The organism is Paenarthrobacter sp. YIM B13468, assembly GCF_042788025.1.
Classification (GTDB): domain Bacteria; phylum Actinomycetota; class Actinomycetes; order Actinomycetales; family Micrococcaceae; genus Arthrobacter; species Arthrobacter aromaticivorans.
Genome location: NZ_JBHZPI010000001.1, coordinates 317,186 through 336,071, shown reverse-complemented (window position 1 = coordinate 336,071; position 18,886 = coordinate 317,186). Strand labels below are relative to the sequence as shown.

General features: G+C 62.0%; 13 protein-coding genes. 4 read left to right on the top strand and 9 right to left on the bottom strand.

The features are described 5' to 3' along the window. Positions 1–183: 183 nt before the first annotated feature. Positions 184–1,296, bottom strand: a complete 1,113-nt coding sequence (locus ACFX4T_RS01520) for a branched-chain amino acid aminotransferase (RefSeq protein WP_216923882.1) — start codon at positions 1,294–1,296, stop codon at positions 184–186. 117 nt (positions 1,297–1,413) lie between these two features. Continuing rightward, entirely contained in the window at positions 1,414–2,466 is a 1,053-nt protein-coding gene (locus ACFX4T_RS01515; protein WP_216923883.1) for a 3-isopropylmalate dehydrogenase, read from the bottom strand. Positions 2,467–2,590: 124 nt separating this feature from the next. Between ACFX4T_RS01515 and ACFX4T_RS01510 the strand changes: the two genes are divergently transcribed. The 4 genes from ACFX4T_RS01510 (at position 2,591) to ACFX4T_RS01495 (ending at position 7,859) form a co-directional block, all read left to right on the top strand. Continuing rightward, on the top strand, positions 2,591–3,775 hold the full coding sequence (locus ACFX4T_RS01510) for a sensor histidine kinase (protein ID WP_377650558.1): 1,185 nt from the start codon (positions 2,591–2,593) through the stop codon (positions 3,773–3,775). A gap of 3 nt (positions 3,776–3,778) precedes the next feature. Then, on the top strand, positions 3,779–4,492 hold the full coding sequence (locus tag ACFX4T_RS01505) for a response regulator transcription factor (protein WP_216923885.1): 714 nt from the start codon (positions 3,779–3,781) through the stop codon (positions 4,490–4,492). Positions 4,493–4,595: 103 nt separating this feature from the next. Then, positions 4,596–5,390 (top strand): ABC transporter ATP-binding protein, encoded by a 795-nt coding sequence (locus ACFX4T_RS01500; RefSeq protein ID WP_377650557.1) that lies wholly within the window; start codon positions 4,596–4,598, stop codon positions 5,388–5,390. A 3-nt stretch (positions 5,391–5,393) separates the two neighbouring features. Beyond that, complete coding sequence (locus ACFX4T_RS01495; RefSeq protein WP_377650556.1) at positions 5,394–7,859, top strand: ABC transporter permease; 2,466 nt, start codon at positions 5,394–5,396, stop codon at positions 7,857–7,859. 115 nt (positions 7,860–7,974) lie between these two features. Here the strand turns inward: ACFX4T_RS01495 and metG are convergent, their stop codons facing one another. The 7 genes from metG to ACFX4T_RS01460 form a co-directional block, all read right to left on the bottom strand. Further along, the gene (gene metG, locus ACFX4T_RS01490; RefSeq protein ID WP_377650555.1) at positions 7,975–9,534 is read right to left on the bottom strand and encodes a methionine--tRNA ligase; all 1,560 of its coding nucleotides are present in this window, start codon (positions 9,532–9,534) and stop codon (positions 7,975–7,977) included. Positions 9,535–9,638: 104 nt separating this feature from the next. Then, positions 9,639–10,394, bottom strand: a complete 756-nt coding sequence (locus tag ACFX4T_RS01485; RefSeq protein ID WP_377650554.1) for an ABC transporter ATP-binding protein — start codon at positions 10,392–10,394, stop codon at positions 9,639–9,641. Further along, positions 10,391–13,201, bottom strand: a complete 2,811-nt coding sequence (locus ACFX4T_RS01480) for an FtsX-like permease family protein (RefSeq protein WP_216923890.1) — start codon at positions 13,199–13,201, stop codon at positions 10,391–10,393. Before ACFX4T_RS01480 ends, ACFX4T_RS01485 begins: the two co-directional genes overlap by 4 nt. 211 nt (positions 13,202–13,412) lie before the next feature. Then, complete coding sequence (serA, locus tag ACFX4T_RS01475) at positions 13,413–15,008, bottom strand: phosphoglycerate dehydrogenase (RefSeq protein WP_216923891.1); 1,596 nt, start codon at positions 15,006–15,008, stop codon at positions 13,413–13,415. Between the two features lie 267 nt (positions 15,009–15,275). Beyond that, positions 15,276–16,301 (bottom strand): ketol-acid reductoisomerase, encoded by a 1,026-nt coding sequence (gene ilvC, locus ACFX4T_RS01470; protein ID WP_216923892.1) that lies wholly within the window; start codon positions 16,299–16,301, stop codon positions 15,276–15,278. Positions 16,302–16,402: 101 nt separating this feature from the next. Then, positions 16,403–16,915 carry an acetolactate synthase small subunit gene (gene ilvN / locus ACFX4T_RS01465; protein WP_216923893.1) on the bottom strand — a complete coding sequence of 171 codons (513 nt, stop codon included), beginning with the start codon at positions 16,913–16,915 and terminating at the stop codon, positions 16,403–16,405. 2 nt (positions 16,916–16,917) lie between these two features. Beyond that, the gene (locus ACFX4T_RS01460) at positions 16,918–18,822 is read right to left on the bottom strand and encodes an acetolactate synthase large subunit (protein ID WP_377650553.1); all 1,905 of its coding nucleotides are present in this window, start codon (positions 18,820–18,822) and stop codon (positions 16,918–16,920) included. Positions 18,823–18,886 lie beyond the last annotated feature (64 nt).

Here is an 18,886-nt window from a genome sequence, read left to right as displayed (position 1 = left end):
TTCCCGCCAAACGGTCAGGATGTGATAAAGGAATCCAGAAAACCCGTTGGGAAGTGAGAGAAGGACCCTGAAAAACCGTTGGGATGTGAGAGAGGACCGGGGATGGCAACGGCGGCCCTGCCGCTTGGTAACCAAGGGCAGGACCGCCGTCGTGCGTTTCAGTTGTGTCAGGAAACCCGGGTACTAAACCAGGCGGGTCAGCCAGCCGTGGGTGTCTTCGACGGTACCGGTCTGGATTCCCAGGAGCTGCTGGCGGATGGCCATGGTGGTTTCGCCTGCCTTGGCGTCCTCGGATCCGATGAATTCCGTCGCGTCCTTGAGCACACCGATCGGGGTGATCACGGCCGCCGTACCGCAAGCGAAGACTTCAGCGATCTCGCCTGAAGCAACGCCGTCGCGCCATTCGTCCAGTGTGATCTTGCGCTCGGAAACTTCCCGGCCCATGTCCTTTGCCACCTGGATGACGGACATGCGGGTGACGCCCTCGAGGATGGTGCCACTGAGCGCGGGAGTAACCAGCGAGCCGTCCTTCATGACGAAGAAGACGTTCATGCCGCCGAGTTCTTCCACGGCGTCGTCGTTGAAGTGGTCCAGGAAGAGGACCTGCTTGCAACCGTTCGCTTCGGCTTCCTGCTGAGCGATCAATGAAGCTGCGTAGTTGCCACCGCACTTGGCCGCTCCGGTTCCGCCGCGGCCGGCGCGGGCGTACTCCCGGGAGATCCAGATGGAGACCGGCTTGAGCTCGCCACCGAAGTAGTTACCGGCCGGGGAAGCAATAACGCGGAAGGACACCTCGCGGGCAGCACGAACGCCAAGGAAAGCCTCGGTGGCGATCATGAACGGACGGAGGTAAAGGGCTTCGCCGTCGCCCGACGGAACCCATTCCTGGTCGGCCTGCACGAGTTCACGGATGGCACCGAGGAAGTATTCCTCCGGCAATTCCGGAAGGGCGAGCCGGCGGGCCGATTTGTTCAAGCGCGCGGCGTTCGCTTCGGGGCGGAAGGTCCACACCGAACCGTCAGCGTGGCGATACGCCTTAAGGCCCTCGAAGATCTCCTGGCCATAGTGCAGGACTGCGGCCGAGGGATCCAAGGAGATAGGTCCGTAGGGTTCGATCCGGGCGTTCTGCCAACCGCCATTGCCATCGGCGTCAACTTTGTAGTCGACGACGGCGGTGTGGTCGGTGAAGTAATCGCCAAAGCCTGGGTTCGCCAGGATGGCTGCACGCTCCTCAGCAGACTTCGGGGTTTCCGAAAGCTGCTGGCTGAATTCGACGCCATGGGCAGTCTGAGTCATGTTTCCTCCACAGTCAGCTACCTGGTAGCGCGAAACGGGTCCCGGAGGAAGCGGTTCAGCGGTGGACCAGGGAAGCAGGTAAATAATTCAAGACAAGCTTACGCCTGAGAAATGAGCCTAAAGTGCCGCCGCAATGGCATCGCCGATCGCCGCAGTAGTGCGCGGCTCGCCGGTGCGGCTTTCGACGTCGGCGACCACTGCCGCCTCGATCTTGCGGGCCGCCGTGGTGTAGCCAAGGTGGTCCAGGAGGAGCACTGCGGAGAGGATGGCCGCGGTGGGATCGGCTTTCTGCTGTCCGGCGATATCCGGTGCTGAGCCATGGACGGGTTCGAACATGGATGGTGCTGTGCGGTCCATGTTGATGTTGCCCGATGCCGCCAAGCCAATGCCACCCGTAACGGCAGCGGCGAGGTCGGTCAGGATGTCCCCGAAAAGGTTGTCGGTGACGATCACATCGAAGCGGGAGGGATCGGTAACCATGAAGATGGTTGCAGCATCGATGTGCAGGTAATCGTGGGTGACCTCGGGGAATTCGCTGGCCACTGCTTCAACGGTGCGCTTCCACAAGTGTCCGGCGAAGACCAGGACATTGTGCTTGTGGACGAGGGTGACGTGCTTGCGCGGACGTTCACTGGCGCGGCGGAATGCATCCCGCACCACGCGCTCCACGCCATGCGCAGTATTAAGGGAGACCTCGGTGGCAACCTCGTGCGGGGTTCCGCCGCGCAGGGTGCCGCCGTTGCCTACGTAGGGACCTTCGGTGCCTTCCCGGACAACGATGAAATCGATGACCCCGGGGTTTGCCAAGGGGCTCCCGACGGTTCCATACAACCGGGACGGCCGCAGGTTCACGTAGTGGTCCAGGCTGAAGCGAAGCTTGAGCAGCATCTCGCGTTCGATGATGCCGGAAGGAATCCTGGTATCGCCCGGGGCTGCTCCCACTGCACCAAAGAGAATGGCGTCACGCGTCCGGAGGTCTTCCAAAACCTCGTCCGGCAGGGTCTCGCCCGTTTCAAGCCAGTGCTGCGCACCGAGCTTGTAGTGGGTCTGCTCAAGGGCCACGCCTTCGGCGGCGACAGCCTTTTCGAGGACCTTGACAGCTTCGGCGATGACCTCGGGGCCAATGCCGTCGCCGGGGATGACAGCGAGGTTGATGGACGATGCACTCATACGTCTATCTAGCCAAGCAATCCACATGTTGGTCAAAATCGTCTCACTCTTCGAACAGGCGACAAGCGCGAAATCAGACCAGGGCATGATGCCTGCGACCAAACCGAACACATAGAGTCGTACCGTGGACAGAAGGCACGCTTTATACGAATGGTTCCGGATCAACCGCTTAAAGGTAGATCTGGCGGCAACGTGCCTGCTGGTCCTCTTGTTTGGACCTGTCTATCTCGTGGCCGACCGCCCTTTGCTCTTCCTCATCTCCTGCGGCCTCCTGTTGCCGCTGGCTTGGCGACGCACGCGCCCTGTGGTCGCGGCCGCCGTCGTGGTTTTGGTGTGCCTGATCCAGTGGGCGATCGGCGCCGAACCGGTGGCCGGCCAAATAGCCGTGCCCCTGGTCATCTATGCAACGGCCGCTTATGGACCGGCCTGGGCGAGCCGGACGGTCCTGCTCCTTGGTTTGCTGGGCGGTGTCATGCTCACCACGCGTGAATACTCAAGCTCCGCCGAGTCAGGCATCATGGGCCTCACCATCGGGGCCCTGTACACGGTCCTTATCTGGATGCTGGTGCTGGTCAGTTGGACACTCGGCGATCTCACCCGCGTGCGGCGGCTCCAGCTCCAGGCCCTTGAGGATCGGACCCGCCGCCTTGAAATCGAACAACTGCAGGAGCGCCAACTGGCCGCCGCTGATGAGCGCTCCCATATCGCGAGGGAAATGCACGACATCGTGGCGCACTCGCTCTCCGTGATCATTACCCAGGCCGACGGCGCCCGTTACGCCGCCACCGCTAAGCCGGAACTGGCCACCGAAGCGTTGGCCACCATCGCAGCCACAGGCCGGGATTCCCTCGGCGAAATGCGCAGGCTGCTAGGGGTCCTGCGTTCGGACGAGGACGCGCCGACAAGGCCGCAACCGAGGCTCTCCGATCTCGATGAGCTGCTGCTGGGATTCCGTGCTGCCAGGCTGAATGTCTCCTTCGAACAGCTTGGCATGCCTCGGCGGGCCCTTCCGACCGGGGCCGAACTCACTGCCTACCGGATCATCCAGGAAGCGCTCACCAACGTCATGAAGCACGCGGGACCCCACGCCCGAGCGAGTGTGACGCTCACTTGGCAGGGTCGCGGTTTAGAGCTGAACGTCGTCGACGACGGTCGGGGCGCCGCGGCTGATCCGCCCACAGGAGGAGGGGGAAACGGCCTCCGCGGCATGGCGGAGCGCATCTCGCTCTACGATGGTTCCCTGACCGCAGGCCCCTTACAGGGCGGCGGTTTCCGTGTGTCCGCTTTCATCCCTTATTCGGAGGCCTAAACCATGCCTGAACTCCCCTCACCCATCCGGGTGGCGCTCGTCGATGACCAGCAATTGGTTCGCTCGGGGTTCGGCATGCTGATCAATTCCCAACCTGATCTCCAGGTGGTGGCAGAGGCAGGCAACGGCATCGAGGCAGTGCAGGCACTTAGTGCCACCACGGCGGATGTGGTCCTGATGGATGTACGCATGCCGGGTATGGACGGCATCGAAGCCACGAGACGCATTTTGGAACAGGCAGCCACCCAGCCCTCGGGCTCCCAGCGGGCAGAGGTCAAAATCGTAGTCCTGACCACCTTCGACCTCGACGAATACGCTTTGGCTGCGATACAGGCCGGGGCCAGTGGGTTTCTCCTCAAGGACGCCCCGCCGGAGGAGCTGTTGGAGGCTGTCCGCACCGTCTACCGCGGTGACGCCGTCATCGCACCATCCACTACACGCAGGCTCCTGGATCACGTTGCTCCCCTGCTCAGGACACAAACGCCCGAGCAGAGCCGGCACGCTGCCGCCGTCGAACGCCTGACCGCCCGTGAACGCGAGGTTTTCCAGCTGATCGCCCAGGGCCAGTCGAACCCGGAAATAGCCGCCGGGCTGTTTCTGTCGGAGGCCACGGTGAAGACCCACGTGGGCCACATTCTGGCCAAGCTAGGAGCCCGGGACCGCGTGCAGGTGGTGGTCATCGCCTATGAGACCGGCGTGGTCGCGCCAGGAAGCTAGCTCCGCCCATCACGTGATCTCAGACCACGGTATGAGCTGGCCTTGCCAGGAATGGGTCCCTGGCCGGATCCAGCGGCGCATCCCCGGCACATAGCGTGAAACCATGACAACTTTCACGCCTCTCCCCCACCCAACAGGCAACGGCCTCCCCGCTAAAGCCGATGCATCCGGCCCACGCACAGCAGTTGAAGCTTTCGCGCTGACAAAGGGCTATGGACGCGGCGATACACGAGTCATGGCCCTGAACGAGGTATCGGTGGGCTTCGAGGCAGGCAAATTCACCGCAATCATGGGACCTTCCGGATCGGGCAAATCCACGCTCATGCACTGCCTCGCCGGTCTTGATACGGCGGACTCCGGACGGATCGTCCTGGGCGGCACAGAGCTCACCCGACTCAACGACCGCCAACTCACCGCCCTTCGACGCGAGCGCATTGGCTTCGTGTTCCAGGCCTTCAATCTTGTGCCCACCCTGACAGCGGAACAGAACATCACGCTGCCGCTCGCTTTGGCGGGAACAACCGCCGACGCCGGGTGGCTGGATACCGTAGTCAGCACCCTGGGGTTGAAAGACCGGTTGAAGCACCGACCACACGAGTTGTCCGGCGGACAGCAGCAGCGTGTCGCCGTAGCCCGGGCGCTACTGACGCGTCCCGACGTCGTGTTTGGCGACGAGCCGACCGGCAACCTGGACTCCAAAGCCGGCGGCGAAGTGCTTGCCCTCCTGCGTCGCAGCAGCCAGGAGATGGGCCAGACCATCATCATGGTGACCCATGACCCCGTCGCCGCAAGCTATGCCGACCGCGTGGTGCTGATGAGCGACGGCGGTCTGGTGGGCGAGATCCAGAAGCCCACAGCGGAATCTGTTTTGACGGCGCTCGGCAAGCTGGGGGCTTAAGGCATGCTGCGTGTAGCTCTCTCCCAATTGACGACTCACTTCCGACGATTCGTCGCAATCGGGCTCGCCGTGATGCTGTCCGTTATGTTCCTCTCAGCCACGCTTATGGTGGGCGCGAGCACCAATGCTTCACTTGGCGCCAGTATCGGCGAGGCCTACCGCAACGCGGACCTTATTGCTACATCCAAAAACGGTGAGGCCTTCAGCCAGGCAGCAGTGGATGCCGCGACGTCCGCGCCCGCCGTCAAGGACCATTACGCCGAACGCTCCACGTATGTGACGTTCGTGGCCGGTGGCGGTGAGCAGCAGGGCCGGCTGCGAAATACGGCACCATCACCCTTGGAGGGTGCGGTCTTGTCCTCCGGTTCCATGCCGTCGCAGCCCTTCGAAGCCGTGATCGACGTCAAGACAGCAGAGCATCTGGGACTCACCGTTGGAAGTACGCTCGAGCTGCACGGTGCCGGACCCGTCAAGAACGCCAAGGTAAAAGTTGCCGGCCTGATTCAGGCAACGAATGATCCTTTCTCATCCTCTGCGGCCCAGCTTGTCGCATCAGAGTCTGTCCTGAACGCGGTGCAGGACGCCGGAGCAGGATATTCGGGCCTGCAATTCATTCTCCAACCCGGCGAAGACGTCTCCGCAGCGAAGGAGTACATCGCGCACCGCATGGAAGCGGCAGGCGCCGAAGCTCCCACCCTGGAAACCGCGCAGGAGAAGGTCACATCTACGGTCGCCATGCTGAGCGCCGGTCAGGACCAACTCACAGTGGTACTGCTCGCCTTTGCCGGCGTCGCTATCCTCGTCTCCATTCTGGTGGTGGCCAATACGTTCTCCGTGCTGGTGGCCCAGCGAACAAGGGAACTGGCGCTTCTTCGGTGCCTCGGCGCAGGACGGTCCCAAATCCGCGGATCCGTCATGCTGGAGGCCCTGGTGGTCGGATTCATTTCCGCCGTGCTGGGCGTGATTGCCGCAACCGCCCTCATGTACGTACTCATCGCCTGGGCGAAGACACAGCCTGAGCAGGCTTTTGCCACCCTGGCCGTACCGCCGTCGGCAATCATCGCCGGCCTTGTGGCCGGAACGCTGCTGACAGTCATTGCAGCCCTCGTACCCGCCAAAGCCGCTACGGCGGTCGCTCCCCTGGCTGCCCTAAGGCCTGCCGATGACGCTGCCGTTGGCAACCGGCGCGGCAAGGTCCGCCTGGCTCTGGGCCTGGTGGCGCTCCTCGGAGGGGCATCATTGCTGATTTTCGGAAGCACTACCGTCTCGCTGCTGATTGCGTTGTTCGGCGGAGCCCTCTCCTTTGTGGGGATCCTGTTGTGCTCAACCCTGTTCATTCCGACGGTAGTGGCCCTGGCTGGACGCGTGGCTGCACCTGTGGGTGTTCCCGGAAAGCTGGCTGCGGTTAACGCCACGCGCAATCCTGCCCGTACGTCGGCTACTGCCGCTGCCTTGTTGATCGGCGTCACTCTGGTGTCGCTGATGATGACCGGCGCAGCCACGTCCCGGCAGGCCTTCAACGACACCCTTGCTGAGAATTATCCCGTGGACCTGGCAGCAATGACCGCGACTGGTGCCATCGGCTCCGGCGACGCCGCTGTTTCCCGTATCAAGGCAATCGACGGCGTCAGCACCGCAGTCCTGCTCCCGGCTGTCGGTACCCTTGCCGAGGCCACGCCTGATGGCGGGAATACCATCTATGGAATCTCCGCGGCCGATGCCTCGTCCGTGCTGAGGGATAGTGCTTTGCGGCCGAACCCCGGTACCGTCTACCTGCCCGAGGACTCCAAAGGCGGAGCCGCAACGATCTCGACGGCGGCCGGTCCCGTGTCGCTGGATGCCAAGGTCCTCCGCACCCGTCACATCCCACCTTTCGTTGAGATCTCCAGCCTCCCGTCCAGTGCGTTGCCGGAAACGCCCTCTATGGCGTGGGTGAAACTGGACGACTCCGTATCTGCTGACCGTGTCCAGGCCATTCAAAAGGAAGTGGCCGCGGCCTTGGGCGTGCAGGAACGCACTGTTAGCGGCGCTGCAATCGAGCGCGTGAACTTTAACAGCATCATTGACGTCCTATTGCTGGTGGTCACAGGATTGCTGGGGGTGGCAGTGGTGATTGCCCTGATCGGTGTGGCGAACACGTTGTCCCTCTCCGTCCTTGAACGAACCCGGGAGAACTCCTTGCTGAGGGCACTGGGCCTGACGAAGGGCCAACTCCGGGGAATGCTCGCGATCGAGGCCGTGCTCATAGCTGGTGTGGCCGCAGTCCTCGGTGCGGGCATGGGCATCGTCTACGGCTGGCTGGGCGCCCAGGCCGCTCTTGGCGGTGTGGCTGATGTTGTTCCGGCGGTTCCGTGGCTTCAGCTCGCAACGGTGTTCGGCGTCGCTGTGGTGGCCGGTTTGCTGGCCTCCGTGATACCTGCCCATCGTGCAGCGCGGCTGTCCCCTGTTGAGGGTCTGGCTACGGCCTAATCCTCTCCCACATCAAACGGGCCATATGAGAAATGCTCTCTCACTTCCTTCCCTTGAACGGGAGGATGTGAGAGAGCATTTCAGCTTTACGGCTGTTATGTGCGAGAGCGAGTACTTACGCTTCCACGGGTTCCTCGTAGCGCGGGAAGATCGGCGTCGGGGTCGGAAGTTCAATGCCCGGAACGATCGGCGTGGCGATGGCGGCGAACTGCCGGGCCTCTCCTTCGGGCTGTCCGAGCACTTCAAGGAGCTTGGCAGACGAGGAAGGCATGACCGGCTGGGCAAGGATCGCCACAATGCGGACAACTTCCAAGGTGACGTACAGCACCGTATTCATCCGCTCGACGTCGGTCTTCCGCAGCACCCACGGGGCCTGCTCGGCGAAGTAGGCGTTGGTGTCGCCCAGCACTGTCCAGATAGCCTCCAGGGCGCGGCTGAACTCCTGCTTGTCAAAGGCGCCTCGGGCGGTAGCCAGCAATTCTCCGGCCTTCGCGAGCAAAGCGTTGTCCTCAGCCGTGAACTCGCCGGGGACAGGAACCTTGCCTTCACAGTTCTTAGCGACCATGGACAACGAACGCTGGGCAAGGTTGCCGAAGTTGTTGGCCAGGTCCGAATTCATGCGGCCCACGATTGCCTCATGGTTGTAACTGCCATCGGCGCCAAACGGGACTTCCCGGAGGAAGAAGAAGCGGCACTGGTCCAGCCCGTACTGCGCCACGAAGTCCTGCGGGGCGACAACATTGCCCAGGGATTTGGACATCTTCACGCCGTTGTTGGTCAGGAACCCGTGGATCATGACGCGCTTGGGCAATTCCAGGCCTGCGCTCATGAGGAAGGCCGGCCAATAGATTGCGTGGAAGCGGGAAATGTCCTTGCCGATGACATGGACATCGGCCGGCCAGAACTTCTTGAAGGACTCGGACTCGACATCCGGGTACCCGGCACCGGTGAGGTAATTCGTCAAGGCATCCACCCACACGTACATGACGTGCTTCTCATCGCCCGGAACAGGGACACCCCAGTCAAAGGTGGTGCGGCTGATGGAGAGATCCTCAAGCCCACGCTTCACAAAGCTGATGACCTCGTTGAACCGGGACTGCGGCGCACCAAACTCAGGCTGGGCCTCGTAAAGGGCCTGGAGCTTCTCCTGGTAGGCGGACAAGCGGAAGAAGTAGCTTTCCTCGGCAGTCCATGTGACGAGCGTGTCCGTCTCCTTGGAATAACGGAGACCATCTTCCTTGACGATGGTGTCGTCTTCGACGTAATACGCTTCGTCGCGGACCGAGTACCAGCCCTCGTACTTTGACAAGTAGATGTCGCCGTTCGCTTCCATCTTCTTCCAGATAGCTTGCGACGCCGTGTAGTGGTCCGGGTCCGTGGTGCGGATGAAACGGTCATGGGAGATTCCCAGGTCCTGGCTCATCTGCTTGAACGCCGCAGAGTTGCGATCCGCGAGCTGCTTGGCCGTTATGCCTTCCTTCTCGGCCGACTGCTGCATCTTGAGCCCGTGCTCGTCCGTGCCGGTCATGAAGAACACTTCATGACCGTCCAAGCGCTTGAACCGCGCCATGGCATCAGTCGCGATGACCTCGTAGGCGTGTCCGATGTGCGGCACGCCGTTGGGGTAGCTGATAGCGGTGGTGATGTAGAACGGGGATTTCTCTGCAGACGTCACTCTAAGAAGTTACCTTTTTTTTCGAATGGAATGACTGGACCGGCCGCAAATGACGGCCGGTCCGGTCTGTGCCGGACATCCCGGCGAAGGAGCAGTCTTGCGGACTAGTTCAGTTCGGTCAGCGTATCGCTGAGGCGCACCAGTTCGTGGTCGTGCGAAGCGACGAGTACAGCAATGCCATCGCTGGTTGTGTCCTTCAAAATGCCGATGATGCGGTTGGCTGCAGCACGGTCCAGGCTGGCAGTGGGCTCATCCACCACCAGAACGCGGGTGCCCAGGATCAGGGCCCTGGCGATAGCCACACGCTGGCGCTCACCGCCGGAAAGCTGTGCGGGACGGTGCCGCATGCGGCGCCCGAGGCCCACCAGGTCCAGGAGGTCCTTGGCCATCTCCGTGCGCTGTTCCACTTCTCCATCCGGCACGGCGGGCAGCAGCACGTTCTCGAGGGCGCTCATGCCGTCGATCAAGGCGCCGCCCTGATCGACGTAGCCGATCAAGGCACGACGCCGGTCAGCGATCTCGTCGTCGCCCATAGAGGCCAGGGAGTGTCCCTCCCAGAACACAGTGCCCGACGTCGGCAGGGTCAGCCCGGCGCTGACAGTCAGGATACTGGTCTTGCCCGAGCCGCTTCGGCCGGCGATGCAGTGCATCTCGCCGGCGTGCAGGGTGAGGTTGAAGTCATCCACGACGTCGACTTCCTCGGCGCCGCCCTTGTCTCCGCCGTAGTGGATGGTGACGCGGCTGAGCTCCAAGGGTGTCGCGTGGTCCGAGGCCCGGACGATGGTGTTGGCACGTGTCTGCAGCGACTCGTCCGTGGATTCCGGGGTCGCCGCCAGCTCGGGGTTGAGGTTGTCAGTCATTTGACTACTTTCGTTGCAATCGGAATCCAGCAAATTACGGCCAGCAGCCCGGCCAGTCCGGCCCAGAGTGCTGCGTACGGAGCAAGGAGCAGCCCCAGTCCAAGGGCACCAAGGACGCCCAAGGGAAGCGCCACAGTGCCGACAAGTGCATTTTCAAAGAAGCGGACCTGGCCCAGCATGTCCGGGTTCCAGCCCATGGCACGCAAAGTGCCCAGATACTCGCGCTTGGCGTGGAGCTCGAACCGTCCGGTCACGAGTGTGAGCAGCAGACCCACAACCACGCCAAACACAGCGAGGATCACGCTTGGCAAAGCAATGCTCGCGGCGGCCAGCCCACTCAAGGCACTTGCTCCTGCTGCCCGGGGGATGTCGATCAACAATGCGATCAAGGCCCCCACTGCGGCACCGAAGACGCCTACGGCCACGGCCAGCGAGACAGAGTTGAACCGGTTGGTAGTGAGCTGCCTGTTGGCGAACGTCAAGGGCGAATCAACAGTGACGAGGCGCTCATCATGCTGGGGTTCCTGGTCTACGACCACGCGATGACGCAGCTGCTGGGCAGCCAGCAAGGCAGCGCCACTGTAGATGATGAGCATGGTCACAGAGACGATCACAGTGGCAAGGTTCCAACTGAGCAGGCTCAAAATGATCCCTGCAGCGGCCAAGGCAGCCGCGCCCACGGCGAACTCTTCGAGCACCCAGGATCTGACGCGCTTCTGAGTCCAACCCATTGCCCTCAGGATGCCTGCTTCGCTCCGGCGCTGCCGGATGTAACTGACGGTTGAGGCACCAGTCAGGAGCGTGGCGCCAAGGAGCGTCAGGAAGAGGAGGGTGATGTTTGTGCCTGTCAGCGAACCCGAAACGGCGTCAGCCGCGTCCTGCCGAACCCACGACTGCTGGACCGTGCCCAGCGGAGATTCCTTGCCGGCGTCGTCCTTGCTGTACCCGGGAACGAAGATATTGGCGTCTTCGCGGGCGGAACCGGCCACGACGGTCGCTTCCAGGCCCAGTTCACGGATCTGGGCGGCAAGCTTTTCGACGTCCGGTTGGGCCTGCTTCCACGTTCCAGTGGCGTTGGCGCGGACGCGGATGGCGTCGATGACGTTGGCGTTGGTGTCATAGCCACGGGCTGCGGCCAGGCCGTAATAGTCAGTGATGGCGCCGGCCGACTGGCTGACCAGACCTGTTGCGCTCAGTGATGGCTTCAGGACAGTACCATTGGCGTCCTTGCCCTCGGCATCCTTGCTCAGTGTCAAGGGAGCCGGGTCATAGCCGCCCAAGGGGAGCTTGTTGACGTCACCGGCTGCAGCCTGAACGTCTGCCGGGTTAAAGGTGCCGTACACCATCGGCATGGGAGTCGCGGGCTTTTTTCCGGTTTCAAGATCTTCCCGGTAGGAGCGCTCATCCACAGGCTTGCGCTGGGTCTGGTCCACGGCTGCGCCGAAGGACGACTTTTCCGGAAGGCGGTTGACTGTGACCCAGTCCCCCGGCGTCGCTGTCTTGTCCGAAGCACCGTTGGCGGCTTCGTCGCCCTCCTTGTACTTCGGGGCTGCAGCAAAAGCAGTACTCCAGGTTGCCGGGTTGTAAAGCCCCTGGCTGAAGGAGGCAGTACTGCCAAGGAGCTGGCTGTGGTCAGTTGAACCCGGCCATTCAAGGGCAAACGGTGCCTTGGAAACGAACGGCAGGTAGTCCTTGTCCAGGGAGCGCGTTACAGTTCCGACATCCTTGACTACTTTGCCGTTGTTGTCGATTTCCTCGATCTTGACCGAGTACTTCAGATCCAGGGACGTTCCCGAGCGAACAATCAGCGGAATCGCCTGGGAATCATCGGTCAGCAAGCCGTCGCGCTTTGCCTGCTGGTACTGCGTCATCAAGGGAGCCCAGTACTTCAGCTTCACACCGAGGAAGTCAGGACCTTCCTCAAGCTGGTCCATGCTGAGGCCGCTGGTGAAGAGACTTTCGAAATGCCGGCCAATGGCGCCTGCATTGCGGGCGTCCGCTGGCGGAGCCTTCTCCAAGGGCGCAAGGAAATCACCTGCGGAGCCCAACAGCGCCCTCTCGGAGGCAGGATCGACGGCGACGACGGACTCAGTCACCTCCGGCGCCAGTGGAAGCGCCACCGAAAGATTGAAGAGGTTGTGTTCGGAGCCGAGTGCTGGAGCGGGGAACTTAATCCCGGTCTCGCCGTCCGGCCCTGCAATCCGGACATTCGAACCACCGGCAGCCTGTTCCTGGATCAGACGGCCCTTGCCCAAGGTCCCTTCGGCGCTCGTCTTGAAAAGGGTTTGCTGGTTGACGCCATCGGAGCTTGTGGCGGAGGCCGTCAGCCGATACTTCTTGGGCGTGTCGGACAAAACGGATTCAGCTGCGGGCCACTTGCTGGCGTCCATGGCTGACGGGTCCCCTGCCGTTATGCCACCGGCAAGGCCTGAGTTGTACCCCAAGTAGTCCATGGCATTCAGGCGCGGAGCCTCGAGGTTCTGCGAAACCCGCGAAACGAGGCTGATGGGAGCAGCGACGGCCGTCTGGCCCATGGTGCGGATTTTATCCAACTGCTCAAAGCTGATGCCGCCCTGCCCATTGGCGATTTCCGGCTGGATCAGCGCACCGCCGTCCCCGTCCTGTGAGGGGTCCGGCTTTGCCTGGACCAGGATGTCGTAGAGTCCCCGCGAGTTCTCATCCACGGTCCTGTTCAGAGCGGCCTGTGACTGGCTCTGGACTAGGACGGACAAGCACATCGCGACGATCAAAATGGCCGCGGTCAGCAGCAGCACACGGCTTCTGATGAACCTTTGGACGGCGTTCATTGGGCTCCCTGAGACCTTGATTGCGGGCGCGCACACATGCTCCGTGAATCCTTGAAAAACACAAAGGAATCCCGGGCTCTATGTGCAAAAAGTAGTGGCCGGCCTGCTGCCGGGTCCGAATCCCGGACCAAGCCATTGTAAGCAGACCGACCACCGTTGCGTGTCAGTGGTGTGTCCCCGGCACGCGAACTTGGCTGATGAGGAGCAAGTCCTAGTCCTCCAGGTCCACCTCGCGGACCATGTCGGCGCCAATGCCCGCCTTGATGGCTTCCAGTACCTGCTGCGGAACAGAACTGTCAATGGTCAAGAGCGCAAGCACTTGACCACCCTCGGTCTGGCGTGCAACCTGCATGCCGCCGATATTGATGTTGTTCATGCCCAGGATGTGGCCGATGGTGCCAATGACACCGGGACGGTCAGCGTAGGCCACAACCACCAAGTGTTCACTGATGGGGATTTCCACGTCATAGCCGTTGACGCCAACGAGCTTCTCCACTTGCTTGGGTCCCGTCAGGGTACCGGCAACGGAGATCTGGGAACCGTCGCTGAGCGCACCACGGATCGTGAGGACGTTGCGGTAATCCTCGGCGTCCGGGGTGGTGATCAGGCGGGTATTAATTCCGCGCTGTTCTGCGATGACAGGCGCGTTGACGTAAGAGACCTGCTCCGTGACGACATCGGCGAAGACGCCCTTCAAGGCAGCGAGCTCGAGCACCTTGACGTCCAGTGCGGCAATTTCGCCGGCAACCTCGACGTCGATCTGGGTCAGCGAGGCGTGGGTCAGCGCCGTGAAGATCCGGCCGAGCTTTTCGATCAGCGGGATGCCGGGACGGATGTCCGGAGCGATTACACCGCCTGCGACGTTCACAGCATCCGGCACGAGCTCTCCGGCGAGGGCAAGGCGTACGGACTTGGCCACCGAGACACCGGCCTTTTCCTGGGCCTCGTCCGTGGATGCGCCGAGGTGCGGGGTGACCACCACGTTGTCCAGTTCGAAGAACGGCAGATCCGTGCTGGGTTCCTTGACGAAGACATCCACGCCTGCTCCGGCGATCTGGCCTTCCTTCAGGGCGATGTAGAGGGCTTCCTCATCTACCAGGCCGCCGCGGGCCACGTTGATGACGTAGGCCGTTTCCTTCATCTTGCGGAAGGCGTCGGCGCCAAGCATGCCCACGGTCTCCGGCGTCTTTGGCATGTGGATGGTGATGAAGTCGGAGTTTTCCAGGAGTTCATCCAGGGTGACCAGCTTGACCCCGAGCTGTGCGGCACGAGCGGCCGTGATGTAGGGGTCGTACGCCAGGATCTCGGTTTCGAACCCCTGAAGGCGGGCTGCGACAAGGGCGCCGATACGGCCCAGGCCGATGATGCCGATCTTCTTCTCGAAGAGTTCAATGCCGGTGTACTTGGAACGCTTCCACTCACCATTCTTCAGCGCGGAGCTCGCCTGGGGAATGTGGCGTGCAAGGCTCAGGATGTGGCCCACCGTCAACTCGGCTGCTGACACGATGTTGGACGTCGGTGCGTTGACGACCATGACACCGGCCTGCGTCGCGGACTTGATGTCCACGTTGTCCAGTCCCACGCCGGCCCGGGCGATGACCTTAAGGTTCTTCGCAGCGGCAATGGCTTCGGCATCAACCTGGGTAGCCGAACGAACCAGGATTGCGTCGACGTCGGCGATGGCGGACAGCAGCTGGGAACGGTCGGCGCCGTCGGTTTGGCGGATTTCAAAGTCCGGACCCAATGCCTCGACGGTGGCGGGTGAAAGTTCCTCAGCGAGGAGGACGACGGGTTTGGTGGCTGACACGGGGTGGCACCTTACTTTGGACAACTTTGGGACAGTACTGGACAAGGAGCGGATGCGGGGGCCCCGGACACGACGCCGGGACCAGCCCAGAATATCGAACCTGGACAAGGATTCCGGTGCCGGTGAACGATGTTACGGCCCGGTTGAGATTGTTGTGAAGAAATTCACAGGCCGCCGTGTTGGGAGGAACGGCTGCGGAACGGCGACGCCCGCCCGGCATTGTTTGCCGGACGGGCGTCGGTTTCAGGCTTTAGGCACTGGGAAAGATCAGCGGGCTGCCGAGCCTTCGACGTAGTCCTCGTCCTGCTGCTGCCAGGAGAACAGGGAGCGCAGCTCGCGGCCAACCTCTTCGATCGGGTGCTGCTCTGCCTTGGCACGCAGTTCCTTGAACTCGACGGCGCCGTTGTCCTGGTCGTCGATGAAGCGCTTGGCGAATGCCCCGCTCTGGATGTCCGCGAGGACAGCCTTCATGTTTTCCTTCACCTCGGGAGTGATGACGCGGGGACCGGAAACGTAGTCACCGTACTCCGCGGTGTCGGAGACGCTCCAGCGCTGCTTGGCGATGCCACCTTCCCACATGAGGTCAACGATGAGCTTGAGCTCGTGAAGGACCTCGAAGTAGGCGATCTGCGGTTGGTAGCCGGCTTCGGTGAGGGTTTCGAAGCCGTACTGGACCAGCTGGGAAACGCCACCGCAGAGGACGGACTGCTCGCCGAAGAGGTCCGTTTCGGTCTCTTCGGTGAAGGTGGTCTTGATGACACCGGCACGCGTGCCACCGATTGCCTTGGCGTAGGACTTGGCAAGGTCCCAAGCGGAACCGGAAGCGTCCTGCTCAACAGCGATGATGTCCGGGATGCCTCGGCCGGCTTCGAACTCGCGGCGCACGGTGTGACCCGGAGCCTTCGGAGCGATCAGGATGACGTCGACGCCGGCAGGGGCCTGGATGTAGCCGAAACGGATGTTGAAGCCGTGGGCGAAGGCCAGGGCCTTGCCTTCGGTCAGCTTGTCCTTGATGGAGTCGTTGAAGATCGCGCGCTGGTGCTGGTCCGGCGCAAGGATCATGATGACGTCAGCCCATTCGGCGGCGTCGGCAACGTTCTTGACCGTGAAGCCGGCGTCCTCGGCCTTGGCGGCGGACTTCGACCCTTCCTTAAGGGCGATGACAACCTCGACGCCGGAATCGCGCAGGTTCAGTGCGTGGGCGTGGCCCTGGGAACCGTAGCCGACAATGGCGACCTTGCGACCCTGGATGATCGACAGGTCTGCGTCGTCGTCGTAGAACATTTCAGTCACTTGCGTAACTCCTCTTGAGTGGTTTCTGGATATTGATGTGGTGCTGCGGTACTGGACGCAACGCTCGGCATGGCATGCTATCGCGGGCCTTTGCCTGTTTCTTACGCGGAGCGTAGCGCCCTGTCACTCATGGAGCGGGATCCCCGTCCAACGGCCAGGGTGCCGGACTGCACGATTTCACGGATGCCGAACGGCTCAAGCACTGAGAGCAGCGCTGCGAGCTTCTCGGGGGTACCGGTTGCCTCGATCACCAACGAGTCTGTAGACACGTCGACGACGGCGGCACGGAACAGGTCTGCAGCTTGGGTTACCTGCAGGCGTGTCGCGGCATCCGCACGTACCTTGACCAGGATGTGGTCTCGCTGTACGGAAGATTCGGAAGTCAGCTCAACGATCTTGATGACATTGATCAGTTTGTTGAGCTGCTTGGTGACCTGCTCGATGAGGTCGCCGTCGGCATCGACGACAACTGTCATGCGGGACATGCCGGGAACCTCGGTGGGTCCCACAGCCAGTGAATTGATGTTGAATGCGCGCCGGGCGAAGAGGCTGGCTACGCGGGTCAGCACGCCGGGCTTGTCTTCGACCAGAACGGACAGTGTGTGGCGGCTCATGCCTAGTCCTCCTCTTCCCATTCCGGGGTCATGTTGCGGGCAACCTGGATCTGGTCATTGCTGACGCCTGCGGGCACCATCGGCCACACCATCGAGTTGGGGCTGACAACGAAGTCGATCACAACAGGGCGATCGTTGATTTCGAGTGCCTTCTGGATGGTGGCATCGATGTCTTCGTCCCGCTCACAACGCAGTGCGGCACAACCGTAGGCATCCGCCAGCTTGACGAAGTCCGGAATGCGGACGGTGTCGTGGCCGGTGTTCAGATCCGTGTTCGAGTAACGGCCTTCGTAGAACAGTGTCTGCCATTGGCGGACCATGCCCAGCGAGGAGTTGTTGATGATGGCGACCTTGATCGGGATGTTGTTGATGGCGCAGGTGGCCAATTCCTGATTGGTCATCTGGAAGCAGCCGTCACCGTCAATGGCCCAGACCACGCGGTCCGGTTCGCCAACCTTGGCACCCATTGCTGCCGGAACCGAGTATCCCATGGTTCCAGCTCCACCGGAGTTCAGCCAGGCGTGGGGGCGCTCGTACTTGATGAACTGTGCAGCCCACATCTGGTGCTGGCCAACGCCGGCCACGTAGATACCTTCCGGACCTGTGAGCTCGCCGATGCGCTGGATCACGCGCTGCGGTGCCGTCAGTCCGTCCTCGGGCTCAGTCCAACCCAAGGGGTAGGTGTCGCGCAGGTTCCCCAGGAACGCCCACCATGCGTCCAGGTCCGGTGCACCGCTCTGCTCGAACTGCGTCTTCACGGCCTCGGTCAGTTCCGGAATGATCTCCTTCACCGAACCGACAATCGGGACATCGGCTGTCCGGTTCTTGGAAATTTCCGCGGGATCAATGTCTGCGTGGATGACCTTGGCGAAAGGAGCGAACGTCTTCAACACACCAGTGACTCGGTCATCGAACCGGGCACCGAGGGTGATGAGGAGGTCAGCCTGCTGGAGGGCCGTAACCGCAGATACGGAACCGTGCATGCCGGGCATTCCAACATGGAGGGGATGCGAGTCCGGGAAGGCGCCGCGGGCCATCAGCGTAGTAACTACCGGCGCTCCTGTTGCCAGTGCCAATTCCATGAGTTCGGCAGAGGCGTGGCCCTTGACCACACCACCGCCCACATAGAGAACTGGCTTGCTGGAAGCGGCGATCAACTTGGCAGCTTCACGCACCTGCTTGCTGTGGCCACGCACCACAGGCCGGTAACCCGGCAGGTCAACCTTCGGAGGCCAGGAGAAAGTCATCTGGCCAACCTGGGCGTCCTTGGCAATGTCCACCAGGACGGGGCCGGGACGGCCGGTGGAAGCAAGATGGAAGGCTTCGGCCATCACATGCGGGATGTCGTTGGGGTCGGTCACCAGGAAGGAATGCTTGGTGATGGGCATCGTGATACCCACGATGTCCGCTTCCTGGAAAGCGTCCGTACCAATGACACCGCTGGCGACCTGGCCGGTAATGGCCACCATCGGCACGGAGTCCATGTGGGCATCCATGATGGCGGTAACGAGGTTGGTGGCACCGGGTCCCGAGGTGGCGATGCAAACGCCAACCCGTCCGGTAACCATGGCGTAGCCTTGCGCGGCGTGGCCGGCTCCCTGTTCGTGACGGACCAGGATGTGATTCATGCTGGAGGCCATCAAGGGGTCGTAGGTGGGCAGGATCGCGCCACCGGGCAAACCGAAAATATCGTCCACGCCGAGTTCTTCGAGCGAACGGACAATTGCTTGCGAGCCGGTCATCACCGTTGGGGGTACAACGTTGTTCGGCCCAAGTAAAGGAGAGAGAGGTGCAGCAGTGTCGACGACGACGGCTTCAGCCGTTCGGTCGACCTTTTCCGGAGCCTTTGGGGCTCCAGCGGACTTTGCAGCCATCAGCGAGGGGCTGATCGGCGATCCTTTGCTCATCGGACTCTTCCTTTGTGGATCTTCAGTTGATGGGTCTTGCTTCGGGGAATAAAAAAACCCCTCA

Bases quoted from the DNA above. Each gene is read 5' to 3' on its own strand.
- ACFX4T_RS01500 (WP_377650557.1), top strand. From the start codon at position 4,596: ATGACAACTTTCACGCCTCTCCCCCACCCAACAGGCAACGGCCTCCCC.
- ACFX4T_RS01460 (WP_377650553.1), bottom strand. From the start codon at position 18,822: ATGAGCAAAGGATCGCCGATCAGCCCCTCGCTGATGGCTGCAAAGTCC.
- ilvN (WP_216923893.1), bottom strand. From the start codon at position 16,915: ATGAGCCGCCACACACTGTCCGTTCTGGTCGAAGACAAGCCCGGCGTG.
- ACFX4T_RS01515 (WP_216923883.1), bottom strand. From the start codon at position 2,466: ATGAGTGCATCGTCCATCAACCTCGCTGTCATCCCCGGCGACGGCATT.
- ACFX4T_RS01505 (WP_216923885.1), top strand. From the start codon at position 3,779: ATGCCTGAACTCCCCTCACCCATCCGGGTGGCGCTCGTCGATGACCAG.
- ACFX4T_RS01480 (WP_216923890.1), bottom strand. From the start codon at position 13,201: ATGAACGCCGTCCAAAGGTTCATCAGAAGCCGTGTGCTGCTGCTGACC.
- ACFX4T_RS01520 (WP_216923882.1), bottom strand. From the start codon at position 1,296: ATGACTCAGACTGCCCATGGCGTCGAATTCAGCCAGCAGCTTTCGGAA.
- ACFX4T_RS01495 (WP_377650556.1), top strand. From the start codon at position 5,394: ATGCTGCGTGTAGCTCTCTCCCAATTGACGACTCACTTCCGACGATTC.
- ACFX4T_RS01485 (WP_377650554.1), bottom strand. From the start codon at position 10,394: ATGACTGACAACCTCAACCCCGAGCTGGCGGCGACCCCGGAATCCACG.